At 63.6% G+C, this 20,353-nt stretch carries 15 protein-coding genes; 5 read left to right on the plus strand and 10 right to left on the minus strand.

The genetic code is table 11. The annotated features are described in order from the left end of the window. Positions 1–5: 5 nt before the first annotated feature. The gene (gene folP, locus NKL06_RS00225; RefSeq protein WP_023693364.1) at positions 6–851 is read right to left on the minus strand and encodes a dihydropteroate synthase; all 846 of its coding nucleotides are present in this window, start codon (positions 849–851) and stop codon (positions 6–8) included. A 148-nt stretch (positions 852–999) separates the two neighbouring features. On the opposite strand from folP, the gene NKL06_RS00230 reads away from it, so the two are divergent. Beyond that, positions 1,000–1,620 (plus strand): DUF922 domain-containing Zn-dependent protease, encoded by a 621-nt coding sequence (locus NKL06_RS00230; RefSeq protein WP_031208961.1) that lies wholly within the window; start codon positions 1,000–1,002, stop codon positions 1,618–1,620. A 233-nt stretch (positions 1,621–1,853) separates the two neighbouring features. Then, positions 1,854–3,338, plus strand: coding sequence for an MDR family MFS transporter (locus tag NKL06_RS00235; RefSeq protein WP_023693362.1), 1,485 nt, complete (start codon positions 1,854–1,856; stop codon positions 3,336–3,338). Between the two features lie 20 nt (positions 3,339–3,358). On the opposite strand, the gene NKL06_RS00240 is transcribed toward NKL06_RS00235, so the two are convergent. The 3 genes from NKL06_RS00240 to NKL06_RS00250 form a co-directional block, all read right to left on the minus strand. Continuing rightward, on the minus strand, positions 3,359–4,390 hold the full coding sequence (locus NKL06_RS00240; protein WP_023673506.1) for an NAD(P)/FAD-dependent oxidoreductase: 1,032 nt from the start codon (positions 4,388–4,390) through the stop codon (positions 3,359–3,361). A 104-nt stretch (positions 4,391–4,494) separates the two neighbouring features. After that, positions 4,495–4,815, minus strand: coding sequence for a 2Fe-2S iron-sulfur cluster-binding protein (locus NKL06_RS00245; RefSeq protein WP_023673507.1), 321 nt, complete (start codon positions 4,813–4,815; stop codon positions 4,495–4,497). Between the two features lie 157 nt (positions 4,816–4,972). After that, positions 4,973–5,311, minus strand: a complete 339-nt coding sequence (locus NKL06_RS00250) for an Hpt domain-containing protein (protein WP_023688665.1) — start codon at positions 5,309–5,311, stop codon at positions 4,973–4,975. A 313-nt stretch (positions 5,312–5,624) separates the two neighbouring features. On the opposite strand from NKL06_RS00250, the gene NKL06_RS00255 reads away from it, so the two are divergent. Continuing rightward, positions 5,625–11,834 carry a kinesin gene (locus NKL06_RS00255; protein ID WP_352580029.1) on the plus strand — a complete coding sequence of 2,070 codons (6,210 nt, stop codon included), beginning with the start codon at positions 5,625–5,627 and terminating at the stop codon, positions 11,832–11,834. 312 nt (positions 11,835–12,146) lie between these two features. Here the strand turns inward: NKL06_RS00255 and NKL06_RS00260 are convergent, their stop codons facing one another. Genes NKL06_RS00260 through NKL06_RS00275 form a run of 4 tightly spaced genes read right to left on the minus strand, consistent with a single transcriptional unit; the run spans position 12,147 to position 16,221 of the window. Continuing rightward, positions 12,147–12,788, minus strand: coding sequence for an ABC-type transport auxiliary lipoprotein family protein (locus tag NKL06_RS00260; RefSeq protein WP_502903714.1), 642 nt, complete (start codon positions 12,786–12,788; stop codon positions 12,147–12,149). Between the two features lie 37 nt (positions 12,789–12,825). Next, positions 12,826–14,199, minus strand: a complete 1,374-nt coding sequence (locus NKL06_RS00265; RefSeq protein ID WP_023690141.1) for an MlaD family protein — start codon at positions 14,197–14,199, stop codon at positions 12,826–12,828. Between the two features lie 14 nt (positions 14,200–14,213). Then, positions 14,214–15,032, minus strand: coding sequence for an ABC transporter ATP-binding protein (locus tag NKL06_RS00270; protein WP_023694175.1), 819 nt, complete (start codon positions 15,030–15,032; stop codon positions 14,214–14,216). A gap of 1 nt (position 15,033) precedes the next feature. Next, entirely contained in the window at positions 15,034–16,221 is a 1,188-nt protein-coding gene (locus tag NKL06_RS00275) for an MlaE family ABC transporter permease (protein WP_023694174.1), read from the minus strand. Positions 16,222–16,298: 77 nt separating this feature from the next. On the opposite strand from NKL06_RS00275, the gene dgcA reads away from it, so the two are divergent. Further along, positions 16,299–17,282, plus strand: a complete 984-nt coding sequence (gene dgcA, locus NKL06_RS00280; protein ID WP_023694173.1) for an N-acetyl-D-Glu racemase DgcA — start codon at positions 16,299–16,301, stop codon at positions 17,280–17,282. On the opposite strand, the gene NKL06_RS00285 is transcribed toward dgcA, so the two are convergent. Then, positions 17,253–18,467, minus strand: a complete 1,215-nt coding sequence (locus tag NKL06_RS00285) for an MFS transporter (RefSeq protein WP_023694172.1) — start codon at positions 18,465–18,467, stop codon at positions 17,253–17,255. The two genes, dgcA and NKL06_RS00285, sit on opposite strands and share 30 nt — an antisense overlap. A 104-nt stretch (positions 18,468–18,571) precedes the next feature. Then, entirely contained in the window at positions 18,572–19,387 is an 816-nt protein-coding gene (locus tag NKL06_RS00290) for a UDP-2,3-diacylglucosamine diphosphatase (protein ID WP_023694171.1), read from the minus strand. Between the two features lie 120 nt (positions 19,388–19,507). Here NKL06_RS00290 and NKL06_RS00295 point away from each other — a divergent pair, with 120 nt between their 5' ends. Then, positions 19,508–20,287, plus strand: coding sequence for an SDR family oxidoreductase (locus NKL06_RS00295; protein WP_023694170.1), 780 nt, complete (start codon positions 19,508–19,510; stop codon positions 20,285–20,287). Positions 20,288–20,353: the final 66 nt, after the last annotated feature.

The raw sequence follows: 20,353 nt of genomic DNA on the forward strand, positions 1-20,353 counted from the left end.
TGGGCTCAGCGTCCTGGCTTTTCGCGCGCCAGCATAGCATCGGCGACCGCCAGTGCGTCCACGTTGATTGCGACATCGTGGACGCGAAACAGATCGGCGCCCTTCAGCCTCAGAATGACACTGGTGGCTGCCGTCCCGGCGGCGCGCGCGCCGGCTTCGCGGCCGGTGACGGTGCCGATGAAGCGTTTTCTGGAGGTGCCGGCCATCAAGGGAAAACCGAGCTCCTTAAGCTCGGAAAACCGCGCCATCAGGTCGAGGTTTTCCTCAGCCGTCTCCTTGGCGAAGCCGAAGCCGGCATCGAGTACGATATGATCGTCCGCAACGCCGCTGCGCCTGGCGACTTCCAGCGAAGCCTTGAGGAACAAAAACTGGTCGGCGATGACGTCGGGCAGTTTTTGCCGCTCGCGCCCGGTATGCATGATGACCAGTCCGGCGCCGGTCTCGGCGGCGACGCGGGCGATGCCGGGTTCACGCTGCAAGCCCCAGACATCGTTGACGATATGCGCGCCGGCGGCGACGGCGAGGCGCGCGGTTTCCTCGCGATAGGTGTCGACCGAAATCAGGGCTTCGCCTGAACCGGCGAGTGCTGCGATCACCGGCAGGATGCGGGTCTGCTCTTCTTCAGGCGTCACGGGCGAGGCGCCGGGGCGCGTCGATTCCCCGCCGATATCGACGACGGCGGCGCCTTCTTCCACCATGCGGTGCGCCTGCGCCACCGCCTGGTCAGGCGTGATGAACAGTCCGCCATCCGAAAAACTGTCCGGCGTGACGTTGAGAATGCCGACCACAATGGCTTTCTCGCCAAGGTCGAGATGGCACTTATGCGCCAGTTGCCATCGCCTTGTCGTCATTGTCCTTCAACCATGTGTCTCATTGGCATGTGGCTCATTGGCATGTGGCTCATCGAGCGCTTGCAATCCATCAACGATGCGTGATCGGTGGAAGATCAATTCCGTTGCGCCGGCAACGGCCGTAAAGCAAGGTGAGTGAAGAGGCAACATGATGAAACGACCCCTGCTCTGCGCCCTGATGCTGGCTTTGACCGTCCTGCCGGCGAATGCTGCCAATCTGGTGAAGACTTACAGCTATTTTGCCATCGGCGGCAGCACGCTCGATGACATCGAGACGCAGTTGTCGAAGCATGGACCCGAGGTGAAAAGCACCGGGATGCGGCATCCGGGCGCCACCCAGATGGCGTTCACCACCCGCATCAGCTACGCGCAAACCGCAGACACCTGCCGCATCGCCAAGGCCGCCGTTACCGTCAAGGTCAAGGTCATCCTTCCGGAGTGGCGCAGGCCGCGCAAGGCCGATCCCGATGTCAGGCTGTTCTGGGACACGCTGTCGGCCGACATCAAGCGCCATGAGGAGCGTCATGTCGAGATCGCCAAGAACCACGGCCGTCTGCTCGAAGACGCGCTGAACGCGAGCTTTGCGCAAAAGACCTGCGCCGGGGCCAAGGCGAAGGCGGCGCAGATCACCGCGGCCGAACTCGCCAGGCATGACCAGGACCAATTGCGCTTCGACCGCGTCGAAGGCGTGAATTTCGAAAGCCGCATCCTGCGGCTGCTGCGCTACCGCATGCAGCGCGTCGAGAAGGGCCAGCTTCCGCCCGGCTGAAACACGGACTGATACGAAGCCAATTCTGCCGAAACATGAGGCCAGCCCCAGAAAATTTTCGGGCATAGGTCGAAATCGGCCTATACGGGACGACATATGTCAGGCTCGCAAGATATGTCAGGCTGGCAAGGCGCGAGCTTCGAAACACCAGATCAAGACCAATTGAGGCGGCGCGTAGCGGAGCGGCCATTTGGCGCCGCGCAATCGCTCTCAAACTTTATGGATGAAATGATATGGACCAGGCTGTCGACAAGCCGGCTAGGCTGCCTCCCGCCGCACCGCTGACGGAAAGCGAGAAGAACGTCATCATCGCCGGCATCCTTTTGTCGATGCTGTTGGCGGCGCTCGACCAGACAATCGTCGCGCCGGCCATGCCGACCATCGGGCGTTCGCTCGGCCATGCCGACTACCTGCCGTGGATCGTGACCGGCTATCTCCTGACGGCGACGGCCATGGCGCCGCTCTACGGCAAGATTTCCGACGTCTATGGCCGCCGGCCGACCGTCTATGCGGCGATCCTGATCTTCCTTCTGGGATCGCTGGTCAGCGCCATGGCCCCCAACATGTTCGTGCTGGTCATCGGCCGGGCGATCCAGGGTGCGGGCGGCGGCGGCCTGTTCGCCCTGGCGCAGATCGTCATCGGCGACCTGGTGCCGCCGCGCGAACGCGCGCGCTATGCCGCCTGGATTTCGGGCACCTGGGCTGTCGCCAGCATCGCCGGGCCTTTGCTCGGCGGCGGATTTGCCGAACATCTCCATTGGTCGCTGATCTTCTGGATCAACATCCCGCTTGGCATCTTGGCCATGGCCATCATCAACAAGCCGCTGCGCAAACTGCCGGTCGCCGCAAAGCGGCATCGCATCGACGCGCCGGGCGCGCTGCTTCTGGTGGTGGCGACGGCATTGCTGCTTTTGGCCCTCAACTGGGGCGGCAGCGCCTATCCATGGGCTTCGCGCGAGATCGTCGGCCTGCTCGCCTGTTCGGCGGTCTTCTGGGGTGCGTTCGCGCTCAGGCTGATGCGTGCGGCCGAGCCGCTGATCTCGCTTGAAGTGCTGAGCAATCCGATCGTGCTTGCCGGCACGGCGTCGATGTTCCTGCTGCAGGCCGCCAATATCGGCCTGTCGGTGTATCTGCCGGTCTATCTGCAGTCGATCATCGGCCTGTCGGTCAGCCAGTCGGGCCTTGCCATGCTCGGCCTGCTGCTCGGAACGGTCGCCGGCGCGACCTTCAGCGGCCGCACGATACCGCGCTTCTTCCACTACAAGCGTATAGCCATGGTCGGCGTTCTCTTCGCCATTATCTGCCTTGGCGTGCTCAGCCTGGTCGCCGGCCGCGCCTCGCTGCTGGTGGTCGAGCTCTTGACCATCTGCATCGGCCTTGGAAGCGGCACCACCTTCCCGGTCGCCACCGTATCGGTGCAGAACGCCGTCGACCGCGCGCATCTCGGCGTTGCCACCGGCGTGCTGACCTTCCTGCGTTCGCTGGGCAGCGCGCTCGGCGTCGCCATGCTCGGCGCCGTCGCGCTCGGCTATGGCCTGCCGCTTGCCGGCGAAGGCGCGCCGGCTGCCGGACAGATCGTCTCGGCGACGCCCTTCATGATGATCTTCCTTGCCGCGGCCGTCACGCTCGTGCTGGCGCTGATGACGCTGGCGCTGATGCCGGAGAAGTCACTGCGCGGCCGCGACGACGCCGAGGCGCCAGTCGTTCTGGTGGAGTGATCCGGAAAGCCCTGTAGGACCTACTCCACGACGCCGAGCTTCTTCTGCAGGCTGGTCGACGACGTCGTGTACTGGAAGACGATGCGCTCACCGGGGCTGATGATGCGCTTGGCGGCCTGCGCCATCAGCGCCACCTCGTGAAAACCCGACAGGATCAGCTTCAGCTTGCCTGGGTACCAGTTGATGTCGCCGACGGCAAAGATGCCTGGCACCGAAGTCTGGAATTTCTCGGTATCGACCGGAATGAGGTTCTCATGAAGGTTGAGCCCCCATTCGGCGATCGGGCCGAGCTTCATGGTCAGGCCGAAGAACGGCAGCATGCGCGTGCACGGCACCTCGATGTCGCCGTCAGGCCCGCCCTTGATGGTAGCAGAGGCCAGCTCGCCGTCGGCGCCGGTCAGGCCGCTCACCTGGCCGACCCGGAACTCCAGCTGCTTCATCTCCTGCATGGCATACATCTTGTTGACGCTGTCGGGCGCCGCCCTGAATTCCGCGCGCCGGTGGACCAGTGTCACGCTTTTTGCCACCGGCTGCAGGTTCAGCGTCCAGTCGAGTGCGGAATCGCCGCCGCCGACGATGACGAGGTCGTGGCCGCGGAATTCCTCCATACGGCGCACCGAATAGAAGACGCTCCTGCCCTCATAGGCCTCGATGCCGGGAATGGGCGGCCGTTTGGGCTGGAACGAGCCGCCACCGGCGGCGATCACCACCACCTTGGCTTCGAACACCTCGTTCTCGTCGGTGGTGACCCGAAATGAGCCGTCGTCCAGCTTTTCCAGGCTGGAGACCATGCGGTTGAAGGTAAAATCCGGCTTGAACGGGTGAATCTGCTCCAGCAGTCTGTCGACCAGCCCTTGCGCCGAGATCGAGGGCCAGCCTGGAATGTCGTAGATCGGCTTTTCCGGATAGAGTTCGGCGCATTGGCCGCCGGGCCGGTCGAGGATATCGATCAGATGGCACTTCATGTCGAAGAGGCCGAGTTCGAACACCGCGAACAGGCCGACCGGCCCCGCCCCGACGATGAGTGCGTCCGTCTTGATTACATCGGTCATGCCAGGCGAGCCTCATTGTCAGACTGGGGCGAAACTGGCGCGAGACTGCATGAGCATTGGCCCGCTGCCAAGCGGCGGCGGGAAAAATCAGATGGTACGGGAGATCAACCCTGGCGAGCCGGCACGCGCACGACGAGGCCGTCAAGCGCGTCGCGCACCTTGATCTGGCAGGACAGGCGCGAGTTCGGCTGGACGTCATAGGCAAAGTCCAGCATGTCCTCTTCCATCGCCTCCGGCTCGCCGACCTCGGCCGTCCAGGCTTCGTCGACATAGACATGGCAGGTCGCGCAGGCGCAGGCGCCGCCGCATTCTGCCTCGATGCCCGGCACCGCGCTACGGATCGCATTCTCCATGACGGTCGAGCCGTTTTCGGCCTCGACATCGAAAGGAGTGCCGTCATGGGCAATGAAGGTCAGCTTGGTCATTTATCACCTGAAGGGAGTCCCAGCCGAGATAATCACTCCACCGGACAAGTCAACTGCGGCGCGAAAGCGCCGCTTTGTGACGTTTTTTCGGAAAGCTGGCCAAAGCACGCCCTGGCCCCGTCGATTCATCCCGGTGGCCGCTGCCGAGCGGCAGCCATTACCGGCTGATGGCGGCGATGAAATCGCGCACTTCCTCGATCAGGGTGCCGAGGCGCTTGAGGATGCGCGCATCTTCCGGCTGCTGTTCGATCGAGGTGGCGCAGTCGGCGATGGCAAAGGCGCCGACCCCGCGCGCCGAACCTTTCAGCCCATGCGCCAGTAGCAGTCGCTCCCTGACATCGGCATCGACTATTCTGTCGCGGACGGAAAGCGCCTGCTGTACGAACAGCGCCAATACCTCCTGTTCGAGGGCGCGATCGCCCATAGTCTGACGGGCCAGATGGGCCAGATCCACTGGGCGCGAACGGGCCGGTCCCGACGCATCGCCGCCCGGCATTGAGAAGGCAATGCCGCTTTCACCGCGTACCAATTTGAAACTCCTTGTGCTGATCGCCGAAAAAACTAGGCGATTTCCGTCGCCAACGCGTTAATGAATGGGCTGGAAAATTGTTGCCGTTGAGGCGGTTAGATCACGTTGTCGTTAACCTTATATTTAAAGTTTTACGTATCTCGCGGAATGCATGTTTTCTTTACCCCTGTGTGTCATTACGATACGAAGGTCCATTTTCAGCCTCCTGCGTGGGATAAGACGAGCCAGAATCAGGCAAAAATAAGAAGTCCCTCGGCAGCTAGTACAGGGTAGCGAAGGCATGGCGAAGAAACCAACGACGACCAGAACTCTCGACAGCGACGTAGCCAGGGAACTCGAAAAGGCACTAGACCTCGATCTCAGCGGAGACGGCAGCGGCGATCTCGATATCGCGGCGTCGATGGAAGATCTGGAAGCGCAGATATCGCAGGCCGCGGACGAACTGGCGCGCGAAGGCCGCCCCCAGAAGCCCGCCCCCGCTCAAAACGCGCCCGTCCAACAAAACCAGAGTGCGAAGCCGGCAGCCAAGCCCGCCGAGCTGCGCCCGGTCGAATCGCGCAACAGCGCGCAGCCAGCCGGCTTCAAGCCGGCAAACGATGACCGCCAGAAAGATTACAAGACGCTGCTGCACAGCCTCAACCGGCGCGCGTCTAGCACGATCTATTGGGTCGTGGCGTTCGTGTCGCTGGCCTGGATCGCCGGCGCCGGCGGCCTCGCCAATCTGCTGTTTGGCCCCAGCATCTGGAAAATTCGTACGTTCGATCAAATCCTGGCCCGCCCTGAACTGATCGGCCTAGCGATCGCGGCAATCATACCGGTCGTCCTGTTTTGGGCCTTCGCGGCGATGATCCGCCGCGCGCAGGAAATGCGCATTGCCGCGCAATCGATGACGGAGGTGGCTTTCCGCTTGGCGGAGCCGGAAAACCTCGCCCAAGACCGCGTGATGATGATCGGCCAGGCCGTTCGCCGTGAAGTGGCGGCGATGGGCGAAGGCATCGAGCGCACGCTGGCGCGCGCCGTCGAGCTCGAAACTCTGGTCCACAGCGAGGTCAACCAGATCGAACGCTCCTATTCGGAGAATGAATCGCGCATCCGGTCGCTGGTCGACGGGCTGGGCAGCGAGCGCGAAGCCGTCGTCACTCATGCCGAGCGCGTGCGCGCCTCGATCACCGGCGCGCATGAAACGCTGAAGGACGAGATCGGCGCCGCCTCCGACATTATTCGCGACTCTATCCTCAACGCGTCGACCAAGCTGTCGATGACGATCACGAATTCCGGCGACACGCTGATCGACCGCATCAATGAAAGCTCGATGTCGATCTTCGATTCCGTCGAAACCCGGCTGGATTCAATCACCGACAGGCTGTCGACATCGGGCGAAGCCTTTGCTTCGCTGCTCGACACCCGCATCGCCAAGCTGACGGACACCACAGACGGCCTGACCCGGTCGCTGACCGACCTGCTCGACGACCGCACCACCGGCATGGTGTCGCTGCTCGGCGGCGCCGCCCGCACCCTGAGCTCGGAATTCGAGTCCAGCCTGAACGGCATCGAGCGGACGCTGGCCGAGCGCGGCCAGGCGCTGATCAGCGAATTTCAGACCCGCGCCGAAGCACTCGATACCGGCACGCAGAAGCTCAACGCCGCGCTCGAGGCGCGCGCCCGCCAGATCAACGAAACGCTGGTCGAGCGCGCCCGCGAGATCGCCCACACCTTTGCCGAGAGCAAGGATCATTTGTCGGCCATGATCGATCAGGGCAAGACCCAGATCGGCGCCGACATGGCCGACATCGTCTCGTCGACCTCGTCGATGCTCGAAGCCCGCGCCAGCGATTTCGCCGGCCGCATGGAAGCGGCCCGCCATGTCGTGTCGCGCTCATTCGACACCGATATCCAGCGTCTTGCCGATGCCCGCGTCGGCATCGAGGACGCCGTCGAAAACCACAGCCGCAAGCTGTCCGAAAGCCGCGAACGCATGGCGGCTGCCATGCAGGCGGACCTGGCGAAGTTCGCCGAGGGCCGTGCCGGCATCGATGCGGCCGTAACCAACCAGGTGCAGAAGCTGGCCGAAGGCCGCAACCTGATCTCGCGCGCCCTGGAAGAGGATCTGCGCAAGGTCAACGAGTCGCGCGCCGCCATCGACGCGTCGCTGGGCAGCCATCTCGAGCGGCTTGAAGAAGGCCGCAACCGGCTCAACCAGGCTTTGCATGAAGACTCCGGAAAACTTGTGCAAGCCCGTACGATCATTGACGAAATGGTCGCCGGACATGTCGGTAAACTGGCCGAAGGCCGCAACATTCTGTCGCGCGCCCTGGAAGCCGATCTCGGCAAGCTCGCCGACAGCCGCGCCTCGATTGACGGGCTGGTCGCCGGCCAGGTTGAAAAGATCGCCGAAGGCCGCGCCATCCTGACCAAGGCGCTCGAAAACGACATTATCGGCATCAAGGGCGTGATCGAGAACCACTCGGCGAAACTGGCCGAGGACCGCACCGAACTCAGCAAGGCGCTGGAGAACGACCTATCCGGCATCAGGGGCCTGCTCTCCGACCATTCGAGCCGGCTTGCCGACGATCGTGGCCTGTTGTCACAGACGCTCGAGGCCGACCTCGCCAAGCTCGCCGAGAGCCGGTCGAGCATCGACGGGCTGGTCGCCGGCCAGGTCGAGAAGCTGGCCGAGGGGCGCGATATCCTCAAGCGCGCGCTCGAAGCCGACCTCAACACCATCAAGGGCGCCATCGCGGGTCATTCCGACAAGGTGGCGGAAGAGCGCGGTCAGCTTTCCAGGGCACTGGAGGCCGACCTGCAGAATGTGAACAGCCTGATCGCCGACCACTCGAACCGGCTTGTCCAGGATCGTTCGACGCTATCCCAGGCGCTTAAGGATGACCTTCAGAATGTTAACAGCCTGATCACCGACCACTCGAGCCGGCTTGTCCAGGATCGTTCGACGCTATCCCAGGCGCTTCAGGACGATCTGCACAATGTCAGCGGCATCATGGCCGATCATCAAAACAGGCTCGTCCAGGACCGTTCGGCGCTCTCAAAGGCACTGGAAGACGACATCGCCAAACTGGCGGAGAGCCGCTCCAGCATCGATGGGCTGGTCGCCGGACAGGTCGAGAAGCTCGCCGAGGGCCGCGACATCCTCACACGGGCGCTCGAAGCCGATCTCAATGCGATCAGGAGCGCCATTGCCGACCAGTCGCAGAAGCTGAGCGAAAACCGTGGCGAGTTCGCACGGGTGCTGGAAGCGGATTTGGAAAATGTCAACAGCCTGATCGAGGGCCACAGCGACAAGCTCGTCCGGGATCGCGCGACGCTGTCGAAGGCTCTCGAGGACGACCTCACCAAGCTGGCCGAGAGCCGGTCGAGCATCGACGGACTGGTCGCGGGCCAGGTCGAGAAGCTGGCCGAGGGCCGAGACATCTTGAAGCGTGCGCTGGAAGCCGACCTGCAGAAGCTGTCGGCAAGCCGCGGTGAGGTTGACGACATCATCGCCGGCCATGTCGGCAAGCTGGCCGAAGGCCGCAACATGTTGACCCAGGCGCTGGAAGACGATCTGGCAAAGCTCGCCGACATACGTAAGGATGTCGACCGCTCGCTGTCGGGCCATATCGACCAGATTGCCGGCAGAAGCACCGATATCTCGGCGGCAATCGCTGCCGATGTCGAGAAGATCGAGCAGGCCTTCAGCAAGCAGACCGGCATCATCGAAGAGCGCGCCGGAACCATGGAGCGCGCGTTGTCGGTGGGTGTCGACAATGTCCGCAGCGTGCTTGAAAAGAGCGCCGTCTTCGTTGCCGGCGCGCTCCGCGAGAAGGTGATGGAAGTCACCAGCGCGCTGCACGAACAGGCCGGTGCTGCCTTCAGTGACGCCGACCGCAAGATAGCCGAGCGTGCCGAGCAGACCTCGGCCGCCCTTTTGGCCCGGGCCGAGGACATCGCCCGCACCTTCGAGGACGCGGATCGCCGTCTGCACGCCCGTGCCGAGGACACATCGAGCGCCCTGATTGCTCGCGCCGAGGATACGACGAATGCCTTGCTTGCTCGCGCCGAAGACACAACGAGCGTGCTGCTTGCCCGGCACGACGAGACGTCGAACTCGCTGCTCGCCCGCGCCGAAGAAACGGCCGGACGGCTGGCTGCCCGCGCCGGCGAGATCGCCGGCACGTTCGACGCCGCCGACCAGAAGCTGGTCGCCCGCGCGGTGGAGACGGCGCAGTCGCTGGCCGACCGCGCCGGCGACATCCTGCGTAACTTCGAGGGCGCCGACCAGCGGCTGAGCATGCGCATCGGCGAATCCGCCGAAGCGCTGGCCGCCCGCGCCTCGGACCTTGGCCGCATCTTCGACGCCGCCGACCAACAGCTGATCTCGCGCATCGCCGAGGGTTCGGACGCGCTGTCAGCCCGCGCCACCGAGATCAGCCGCATCTTCGACGAGGCCGATCACCGCTTGGTGTCGCGCATCGCCGACTCCACGTCGACGATCGGCGAGCATGCCGACAACATCGTCGGTGCCTTCGCCAGCACCGAGCAGCGCGTTGCCGAACGCGCACGCCAGACCGGCCAGGAACTTGCCGTCCACGCCCGCGAGATGGAGCAGGCTCTTGCCGGCGCCGATGAGCGGCTGGCCGCGAGCGTTGCGTCCGCAGCTTCGCGCGTCGAGGAACAGGTCGCCAACGTCGAGAACCGCCTTCTTTATACGACGGAGACAATGGGCCAGAAGCTCAACGAGCAGGTTTCCAGCGCAGAAGCTCAACTGATCTCGCGCGCCAACACGATTGCGGAGACTTTTACCGCGGTCGGCCAGCACATCGGCCAGAGCACCAACGACGCTGCCAAGACCATCGGCACCAATACCCGCGAGCTCAATACGATGCTGGCGGCGCGTTCGGCCGAGATGGCGAAGATCCTGGACGAAACCGCGCGGCCGCTGGTGGAGCGCTTCGCCCAGGGCGGCTCGGAACTGCAAAAGAGCATGGAAGAGGTCACCGAACGCGCGACCGAGAAGCTGCGCAGCGAAAATGCCGCCCTCGTCAACGCGCTCGCCAGCCGCACCGCCGAAACGCTGTCGGCCGTCGAAGGCGCGCGCTCGTCGCTCGCCGATAGCGTCGCCGACCTCATCGGCCGCATGAGCGTCTCCAGCTCGCAGCTTGGTGAGCTGATCGAACAGGCGGCGATCAACCTCGGCCAGGTTGACGAACGTCTGAGCGGCAGCACGCAAAGCTTCGCGGCAACCACCGAAAAGGCGGCGCAGACCTTCGCCAGCTCGGCACGCCTGGTCGATTCGAACACGACGCGGCTTACCGAACTGTCGTCGTCGACCCTGCGCGAAGTGGCCTCGATCGCCACCAAGTTCGACGAGCACAGCCGCTTGCTGTCCTCGGCTTCGGATCTGTTGAGCTCGGCGCAGAGCAATCTGGAGCACACGCTTGAGCGGCAATCGTCGCTCGAAGATCTCGCCGTCGGCCTGGTCAAGAAGTCGGAAGACCTCGAGAAGGTGATGCGTTCGTTCGAAAACCTTGTCGGCCAGACGATGCAGAATGCCGAAGGCAAGACGCTGGCATCAGCCGACAAGATCCGCATCGCCATAACGGAAGTGGTCGATTCGGCAACCAGCCGGTTCGCCGATGCGACCGAGGAGATGCGGCGCACCGCAAGCTCGATCAAGAGCGAGCTCGACCTCACCCGCGCCGAGCTCAAGAAGGGCGTCATCGAAATGCCGGAAGAGGCCAAGGAATCGACCTCGGCGATCCGCCGTGCCGTTGCCGAGCAGATCAACGCGCTCAAGGAACTTTCGGATATCGTTGCGAAATCGGGACGTGGCGGCGACAATGCCGAACCGCGCGCCCTGCGCCCGGCGCCTCAGGCGCCAGTGCAGCGCCCGGCCGAGCCGGTACGCCGCCCGCCGCCGGCGCCACAGCCGGAGCGCCCTGCTCCGCAGGCGCCGCTCGGCGGCCTGCGTGGCACGCTCGATATCGAACGCCCTGCCGAAGCACCGCGCCAGCGCGACGCCAACGCCCGCACGCCGCAAGGCGGCTGGGTGCGCGATCTCCTGACCGGAGCATCGCGCGAGGAGGAAGTCGCCAGGCCGGCAGCGCCCGCGGAAGCACCGCGCGCAACTCCCGCCCAGCGCTCGCCGCTGCATGTCATGGAGTCGCTCAACTCGCTCTCGGTCGATATTGCCCGGGCGATCGACCACGACGCCTCGATCGAGCTGTGGAACCGCTACCGGCGCGGCGAGCGTGACGTGTTCACGCGCCGCCTCTACACGCTCAAGGGCCAGCAGACCTTTGACGAAATCCGCCGCAAATATCAGGCCGAGGCGGAGTTCCGCGCCGCCGTCGACCGCTACTGCGACGATTTCGAGAAGCTGCTCAAGGACGTCTCGCGCAACGACCGCGACAACATCATGGCGCAGACCTACCTGACGTCGGACACCGGCAAGGTCTACACCATGCTGGCCCATGCGAGCGGCCGTTTGCACTGATTGAGGCGACACCACAGACACAGAAAAGGCGGGAAGTTCCCGCCTTTTTCTTTGTGCAAAATCGTCGGTCTGCGCTGCCCCTCATCCGCCTGCCGGCACCTTCTCCCGTATAGCGACGGGGTGAAGGGAGATGGCATCAGCCTCGCCGCCCATACTGCGACGGTGACAATTGGCGAGATCATTGGCGATGGCGTTCTTTCTCACTATACGGGGAGAAATGCCCGGCAGCGCAATGAGGGGCAGCGCGAACCTGCGATATTTGGTCGAGTGCTGGTTTAACGCGACGAACGATCGTTCCAAGCCTCGACCGGCTCAGATCACCGAATCCGTCCAGCCCACGATATCCTTCGCCGCCTCGCCGAAGGCGCTGTCGAGCGCGCTGACATAGGCCGGATTGCCGCTGCCCGAGACGGGAGCGGATGCGGTGAAGCTCTTCGAGGCGCGCACCTCGCCGTTGCGGTCGTTCAGGATGCGCACGAAGAGATTGACCTCGGCATGCTCGCCACCATTGACGCGGACTTCGAAGGAGCGGATCTCGACGATCACCTGGTAGTCGATCGCCAGCCCCTCGCCCGGCTTGCCGACGCCGGCAAAGCTTCCGGAGCGCTGGAAGGTTTCGGCGAGCCTCGCCTGCACGATCAGCGGCAGCCGGTCGGCCCATTGCGCGCCCTTGAGATACTGGATCGAGCGATCTGACGGCTTGATGACGATGTTCTGGCTGTCCAGCGCCTTGAGCGCGGATGGCTGGGCGATCAGGATCTGGCGGCGGCTGTGGCCATGGGCGTCGATCGACGGGGCGGACAGCTCGAACGTATCGAGTGGCGCCGGCTTGCCTCCCAATGCCGCGCAACCAGCCAGCGTCAGGCCAAGCAAAACGGCCGCCGATTTATACCCACCCAACCCGAACGTCACGCGTGATCCCCACTGTCCCCGGATCGTATGATGAATCCGCATCCGCGGTCCATGTAATTGCTGCGGGCGGGCACGGAAGTCAACGCCGTGCCCTGCCATCGAACTGCCGGACCTCGCCGTCGCCGCCCGACAGGATGCGCTGCGGGTTGCGGCTGAGATCGGTCACCGCCTCTTCGATGCGACTGATCGAACGCCGGCTGTCCTGGACCAGCGCCTCGACATTCGACAGGCCCTGGCCCGAGAAGCGCGCGATGTTGTCGGTGATCGTGCCAAGCCGGGCGTTCAGCGTGTCGGCGACCTGCTTGAACGACTTCAGCGTGTCCCTGGCATCGGCCATGACGCCGTCGGCCTGGCCCGAACCGAGCAGCGTATCGACCCTTTTCAGGATGCCGTCGACGCGCACCGAGGCATCGTTGAGGCGCGACGCAAGCTGTTTGGCGTCCTTGATCGTCTCGTCGATGTCGTCGGCCCGGTCGGCGAACTTGTCGGTCACCTTGGCGATGTCGGCGGCGGCCTTGTTGGCATTTTCGCTGGCCTTCTGAATGTTGGCGAGCGCCACGCGCACCTGCGCCGGATCGATGCCGTCGAGCACATTGTCGACCTTTGCCAGCGTGCCTTGCGTGCGCGTGGCGAAATCGTTGACCGAGCCGACCGCGGTATCGACGTTCTTGATCACGCCGTCGAGCTGTCCGCTGGTCTCCTTCAGATTGGCGGTGACGGCGTCCACATTGGCGACGATGCTCTTGATCTTGTCCTTGTCGACGGCATTGAGCAGGCCTTCGGCAGCCTTCAGCGTGCCGTCGAGCTTGCCGGAAACACCCTTCAGCTCATCCGACAGCGCGCTGACGGCGGTCAGGAACTTGTCGATGCCGTCGGCATTCCTGGCCAGCGCATCGGAAAATGTCTGGGCGTTCTTGACGGTCTGGGTCAGCGGCCCGCGCACATCCCTGGTGAAACCTTCTAGGTCGGAAAGCACCTTGTCGGCGCGGGTGAAGATGTTCTGCGCCGTCTGCAGCAGGTTGGTGACCGCTGACGGATTGGCGATGATCTCGGCCGTCCTGCCTTCCTTTGCCGCCTCTTCCAGGAGATTTGGTTCCTTTGGATCGGCGCCCTTCAATTCGATGTTGACCTGGCCGGCAAGGCTGGCGATGCCGATATCGGCCTGCGTCGATTTGGTGAGCGGCGTTGTCTGGTCGATCTCGGTCGTAGCAATGGCGGCATTGGGGTCATTGCGGTCGAAATAGACGCGCTTGACCACCCCGACCTTGACGCCGTTGAACAGCACCAGACTGCCGGGGCCGAGGCCGGAGGCCGAACCCTGAATGCGCACGCGCAGCTCCGCCGTCTCGCCGCGATCACCGATCTGGGCGGTCCAATAGACGAACCCGAACGCCGCCAGGATTGCAGCCAGGGTGAAAATGCCGACAATTACGTAGTTGGCTCTGGTTTCCATTGCCCCACTTATGTCTATGCGCGCGCGGCAAGATCAAGTTGCCGAGCGCGTTTTCCGCGGAAATAGGATTTGACCCACGGTTCTTCGCTTTTCAGCATGTCGTCGATCGTGCCTTCGACCAGGATTTTCTTGTTGCCGAGCACCGCCACGCGGTCGCAAGCGGTAAACAGCGTGTCGAGATCGTGCGTCACCATATAGACCGTCAGATCCATCGTATCGCGCAACTTCACCACCAATTCGTCGAATTCGGACGCGCTGATCGGGTCGAGGCCGGAAGTCGGCTCGTCGAGGAAGACGATGTCGGGGTCGAGCGCCAGCGCCCGCGCCAGGGCGGCGCGCTTGATCATGCCGCCCGAAAGCTCCGAGGGAAATTTTTGCGCGGCGTCCGGCGGCAGGCCGACCAGTTCGATCTTGAGCAAGGCCAGTTCGTCCATCAGTTTCTTCGGCAGATCGAGATATTCGCGCATCGGCACCTGCACGTTTTCCTGCACGGTCAACGCCGAAAACAGGGCGCCGTGCTGGAAAAGCACGCCAAGGCGCATGTCGATGCGCAACCGTTCGATGTCGCTGGCCTTTTCGAGGTCGAGGCCAAACAGCTTGATCGTGCCGGACTGCTTGTGCAGCAGGCCGAGAATCGTGCGCAGCAGCACCGATTTGCCAGCGCCCGAGGCGCCGACGAAACCGAGGATTTCGCCGCGCTTGATGTCGAGCGCCAGTTTGTCGAGGATCAGCTTGTCGTCCAGGGCAACGGTGATGTCGCGCACCGACAGCACGATATCGCTTTCGCCCGTTCCCTGCATAGCCTTGGTCGCCTTTGAGTTTCTGCGCATCATGTCAGAACTCGATCGATGCGTAGAAGATGGCAAAAAGGCCATCGAGGATGATGACAACGAAGATCGATTTCACAACCGAGGCGGTGACGTGCAGACCCAGCGATTCGGCGCTGCCGCCGACCTTCATGCCTTCTACGGAAGCAATGGTGCCGATGATCATGGCCATGAACGGCGCCTTGATCAGCCCGGCGAAGATGGTGCTGATATCGATCGCGCCGCGCAGCCGGTCGATGAAGGCCGTCGGCGCAATACCGGAATAAAGCCAGGCGGCTAGGATGCCGCCGCCAAGAGCGGCAAAATTGGCGACGATGGTGAGACAGGGCAGCGCGATCACCAGCGCCACCAGGCGCGGAAACACCAGCACGCCGATCGGGTTGAGGCCGATGACCTTCAGCGCGTCGACCTCCTCGCGCATCTTCATCGAGCCGATCTCGGCGGTGATGGCGCTGCCGGAGCGGCCGGCGATCATGATGGCGGTCATCAGCACGCCGAGTTCGCGCAGGATCAGCACGCCGACCAGATCGACAACGAAAATGTTGGCGCCGAAATAATTGAGCTGGTAGGCGCCCTGCTGGGCGACGATGGCGCCGACGATCGCCGACATCAGCACCACCACGGGGATGGCGCCGACCCCCATGCGATCGATCTGGTTGAAGATCGCCGCCGGATTGATGGCATGGCCGCGCCCGAGCTTCATCTGGGCGCCGCCGATGGTGGCGCCGAGGATGTTCATCGAGGCGAGGAAATCGTCGCGCATCTCATAGATGCGGCGGCCGACCGCCTCCAGCCCGCGGAGGATGATGTTGGGGCGCCGGACGCCGCGCGATTCGGGCTCGCGCCGGACAGCTTCGCCAACGGCGCCGAGCAGGATCGAGGCGACATCGCTTTGCCCCTGCATCTTGATCTCGACACCCTTCTTTTCGAAGACACTGACCAGGCGATCGATCAGCCAGGCGCCGGCGGTGTCCATCTTCTCGATGTGGGAAAGATCCAAAGCGAGCGTCTGGTAGCCTTTGCGCTGCTCGATCTTGCGCATCTCGGCGTCGATCAGCGCCACTGTCGTCGTCGTCCAGATGCCGGAGAAAGCGCAGCCGAGGACGCCGCCCTCCTCGCCGACCGCAACGCGGGGCTGGTGGTCGGCCTCCTTGGCGGCGTTGCCGCTTGCGTCGCGTTTGCCGATGGTCAACATGGCGTCCTGTTTAGCCTGACGGGTCGTACCTGTCGATTTGCCGACGACGCGTTGTCGCATAGCCGGAGCAGAAAATTATGGCGCGTGTCATTTCGGTTGAGGCCGAGCGTTTTCCCATTGCCGGCACCTTCACCATCTCGCGCGGGTCGAAGACCGAAGCCGAAGTCATTACCTGCACGATCAGCGATGGGGACAATCGCGGATGGGGCGAATGCGTCCCCTACAAGCGCTATGGCGAGACCATGGAGGGGGTGCGCGACGCCACCGAGGCCATGCGCCGGCAGATAGAAGGCGGCATCAGCCGCAAGGACCTGCTCGATGCGATGCCGGCTGGTGCTGCCCGCAACGCCATCGATTGCGCCTTGTGGGACCTGGAGGCGAAGATCAGCGGCGTTGCGGTCGCAGACGCCATCCACGCTGTGCCCTTGTCGGCGCTGGTGACGGCCTACACGCTGTCGCTGGGCGAGCCGGAGGCGATGGCGGCGCAAGCCCGCGCCAATGCCGGACGGCCGCTGCTCAAGGTCAAGATCGGCGGCGACAACGACTTGGCCCGCATCCGCGCCGTGACCGAAGCGGCGCCCGACAGCCGCATCATCCTCGACGCCAATGAAGGCTGGACCGATGCCAACATCATCGAGAATCTCGCTTTCGCCGCCGAACATGGGATAGCCCTGATCGAACAGCCGCTTCCCGCTGGCCATGATGCCATCCTGCGCCACATCGCGCATCCGGTGCCGATCTGCGCAGACGAAAGCCTCCACGAGGCGAAGGACCTCGAAGCGCTTGTCGGCCTCTATGACGCCGTCAACATCAAGCTCGACAAATCCGGCGGCCTGACCGCCGCCCTTACCCTTCGCGACCGCGCCCGGGAGCTGGGATTCGGCGTGATGGTCGGCTGCATGGTCGGCACGTCGCTGGCGATGGCGCCGGCAGTGCTTTTGGCGCAAGGCGCCGACTTCGTCGACCTCGACGGTCCGCTGCTGCTTGCCCGCGACCGCCAGCCCGGCCTCGTGTACCAGGGGTCGCTGGTGTTACCGCCTGACAGGATGCTGTGGGGCTGAACGCGCGGCGAGCCCGATCAGCGCCAGGCCGATGATGGCGATCGGGATCATCGCCAGGAAGCCGTCGACGCCGTAGCGCTCATAAAGCGGGCCGGACGCCAGCGTCACCGCCGCCATGAAGAAGCCGTTGAAGAAATAGGCAATGCCTTGCGCCGCACCCGTGCGTTCTTCCGAAACCGTTTCGCCGATCATCTTCTGCAGGCCGATCAACACCATCGCCACCGACACCGAATGCAGGGTCTGGACGCCGAAGAAACCGGCAACGCCAAGCCCGAGTGGCCAGATCAACGGAAAGGCGATCCAGCGCACGATGGAGCCGACGCCGGCGATCAGCATCACCTTGACGACTGAGACGGAGGCAAAAATACGGTTGAAAAACACGAACATGCAGACCTCGGCCACCACGCCCCAGGCCCACAGCAGGCCAACGACGGAATCGCTGATGCCGACCGATTTCCAGTAGATTGAGACAAAGCCGTAGAGGAAGGCATGGCTGGCGGTGATGATGCCGACGCCGAGGGTGAAATACAGGAAATACGGATTGAGAAGGCTCGGCGCCTGATGCTGGATGTCGGCGGCAGATAGCGGCGAAGCCCGGCGCGGGCGGCCAAGCCGCGGCGCCAGCAATCCGGCGACGAGCGCGGCAGACAGTGCCGCAAAGATGATTACCGGCACGGCCTGCGGGCTCGTCCAGGCGAGGATAAAGCCGCCTGCGACATTGGCGCAGAGATAGGATATCGAGCCCCATTTGCGCATCGCGGTGTAGTTCGAGCCAAAGCGGCGCACACCCGACAGCGCGAGCGAATCGGCGATCGGCGAATGCGGCGTCCACACCACCGTCAGCGCCAGCGATACGGCAAGCACCATGGCGTAGGTCGGGTTGAGGAAATAGCCGGCGGAAAGCACCATCGTCGCGGCCACCAGCGCGATATAGACATCCGCCCTGTCCTTCGCCCGGTCGGCCAGCGCGGTCAGCAGGGGTGTTGTCACCACGCGCAGGAACATCGGCGCCGCCAGGATGATGGCGATCTGCTCGGCGTGGAAACCCTGGGCATGCAGCCACAGCGGGAAATAAGGCACATGCGTTCCCAGCGACACGAATAATGTCGCGAAGATCAGACTCATGCGCAGTTCGAAATGGCGCGGCTTGACGAGTTGTTCGGGCGAGAGCGGCGGCAGCGACATGAATCGATCCAATTACGCTGCACAAAGGGCTGCAACGCAGATCGATCCCTTAACATGCGCGAAAGCGGTCCGAAACTGCCTGGACCAGTCGATTAACAGGAGGGTTATGCCGCTTCGACGACCCTGTCTTCGATCAGCAAGGGGATGAACGGCTCGTCCGGTACTTCGGGCAGCACCAGCGCCCAGTGGATGATCTCCATCTTGCCGTCGAAATGTTCGACCACCGCCGTGCAGCTCTCTACCCAGTCGCCGGTGTTGATGTACTGCACATCCTCATAAGTCTCGATGGCGGCGTGATGGATGTGGCCGCAGATGACGCCGTCGACATGCGAGCGGCGGGCCTCCTCGGTCAGCACCGTCTGGAACGAGCCGATGAAGTTGACCGCGTTCTTGACCTTGACCTTGGCCCAGGACGAGAACGACCAGTAAGGGAGACCCAGCAAATGGCGGAGCTTCGTCACCACGCGGTTGACCATCATCGCGGCGTCATAGGCGTAGTCGCCGAGGTAGGCCAGCCAGCGTGCATTGTGGACGACGGTGTCGAACTGGTCGCCGTGGATGACCAGCAGGCGCCTGCCATCGGCGGTTTCGTGGATGGCGCGGTCGGCAACGACGATGCCGCCGAAATGCACGCCTTGGAACTGGCGCGCGAATTCGTCGTGATTACCGGCGATATAGGTGATCGAGGTGCCCTTTCGCGCCTTGCGCAGCAGTTTCTGGACGACGTCATTGTGGCTCTGCGGCCAATGCCAGCTGCGCCGCAGCCGCCAGCCGTCGACGATGTCTCCGACGAGATAGATGATATCGGCGTCGTGATACCGCAGGAAATCGATCAGGAACTCGGCCTTGGCCGCCTTCGATCCGAGATGCAGGTCGGATATGAACATGCTGCGGAAAGTGCGGGTTTCTGTACCGGACATCAGATCGTCACCGTTGCTTTCGCGCAGGCTATGCCCCGATTCATGCAACAACCGTATGACGGTTGCGATTGGGCCAGCCAAAGGGCTAGCGTGCCGCGCCATTCACAGGAGAAAATCGTCATGGATCTTGGCATCAAGGGCAAGAAGGCCATCGTCTGCGCATCGAGCAAAGGGCTTGGCCGCGGCTGCGCCACGGCGCTGGCCGAGGCCGGTTGCGATCTCGTTGTCAACGGCCGCAATGCCGAGCTGCTGGCAAAAACCGCAGCCGAACTGCGCGAACGCTACGGCGTGAAGGTGACCGAGATCGTCGGCGACGTCTCGAAACCCGACGTGCAGCACGCGCTCCTTGCCGCCTGCCCCGACCCGGATATCCTGGTCAACAACAATGGCGGCCCGCCCTTGCGCGATTTCCGCGAGCTCGACCGCGCAAAGATCCTCGAAGGCGTGACGCAGAACATGGTGACGCCGATCGAACTGGTGCAGGCCGTGATCGACGGCATGGCCAAGCGCGGCTTCGGCCGCATCGTCAACATCACCTCGCTGTCGGTCTACGTCCCGATTCCCGGCCTCGATCTGTCGTCCGGCGCGCGAGCCGGGCTGACTTCGTTCCTCGCCGGCGTGGCACGAACGGTGATCGACCGCAACGTCACCATCAACAGCCTGCTGCCGGGCAAGCTCGACACCGACCGGCTGCGCGGCCCGCATGAGGCCGGCACGATGGAAGACCCGGCAGCGGCCGCAGCGCGCAAGACCCGCATCAGCGCCGACGTTCCGGCCAAGCGGCTCGGCACGCCGGAAGAGTTCGGCCAGATCTGCGCCTTTCTGTGCTCGGTCCATGCCGGTTATCTCACCGGCCAGAACATCCCGGTCGATGGCGGCCTCTATGTCAGCGCGTTCTGAAGGGCTCGATGGATAATCGGCAGGATTTCAGCGCAATCATCTGAAATAGTTCGATCTTTCCGGACC

Origin of the sequence: Mesorhizobium sp. C268A (assembly GCF_040324475.1) — a bacterium.
Taxonomy (GTDB): Bacteria; Pseudomonadota; Alphaproteobacteria; order Rhizobiales; family Rhizobiaceae; genus Mesorhizobium.

What these genes read in the sequence shown, in the direction of transcription:
- NKL06_RS00275 (WP_023694174.1), bottom strand. Translation starts at nt 16,221, where the DNA reads ATGTTGACCATCGGCAAACGCGACGCAAGCGGCAACGCCGCCAAGGAG.
- NKL06_RS00270 (WP_023694175.1), bottom strand. Translation starts at nt 15,032, where the DNA reads ATGATGCGCAGAAACTCAAAGGCGACCAAGGCTATGCAGGGAACGGGC.
- folP (WP_023693364.1), bottom strand. Translation starts at nt 851, where the DNA reads ATGACGACAAGGCGATGGCAACTGGCGCATAAGTGCCATCTCGACCTT.
- NKL06_RS00240 (WP_023673506.1), bottom strand. Translation starts at nt 4,390, where the DNA reads ATGACCGATGTAATCAAGACGGACGCACTCATCGTCGGGGCGGGGCCG.
- NKL06_RS00255 (WP_352580029.1), top strand. Translation starts at nt 5,625, where the DNA reads ATGGCGAAGAAACCAACGACGACCAGAACTCTCGACAGCGACGTAGCC.
- NKL06_RS00245 (WP_023673507.1), bottom strand. Translation starts at nt 4,815, where the DNA reads ATGACCAAGCTGACCTTCATTGCCCATGACGGCACTCCTTTCGATGTC.
- NKL06_RS00295 (WP_023694170.1), top strand. Translation starts at nt 19,508, where the DNA reads ATGGATCTTGGCATCAAGGGCAAGAAGGCCATCGTCTGCGCATCGAGC.
- NKL06_RS00260 (WP_502903714.1), bottom strand. Translation starts at nt 12,788, where the DNA reads ATGCGGATTCATCATACGATCCGGGGACAGTGGGGATCACGCGTGACG.
- NKL06_RS00235 (WP_023693362.1), top strand. Translation starts at nt 1,854, where the DNA reads ATGGACCAGGCTGTCGACAAGCCGGCTAGGCTGCCTCCCGCCGCACCG.
- NKL06_RS00230 (WP_031208961.1), top strand. Translation starts at nt 1,000, where the DNA reads ATGATGAAACGACCCCTGCTCTGCGCCCTGATGCTGGCTTTGACCGTC.
- NKL06_RS00250 (WP_023688665.1), bottom strand. Translation starts at nt 5,311, where the DNA reads ATGCCGGGCGGCGATGCGTCGGGACCGGCCCGTTCGCGCCCAGTGGAT.
- NKL06_RS00285 (WP_023694172.1), bottom strand. Translation starts at nt 18,467, where the DNA reads ATGTCGCTGCCGCCGCTCTCGCCCGAACAACTCGTCAAGCCGCGCCAT.
- NKL06_RS00290 (WP_023694171.1), bottom strand. Translation starts at nt 19,387, where the DNA reads ATGTCCGGTACAGAAACCCGCACTTTCCGCAGCATGTTCATATCCGAC.
- dgcA (WP_023694173.1), top strand. Translation starts at nt 16,299, where the DNA reads ATGGCGCGTGTCATTTCGGTTGAGGCCGAGCGTTTTCCCATTGCCGGC.
- NKL06_RS00265 (WP_023690141.1), bottom strand. Translation starts at nt 14,199, where the DNA reads ATGGAAACCAGAGCCAACTACGTAATTGTCGGCATTTTCACCCTGGCT.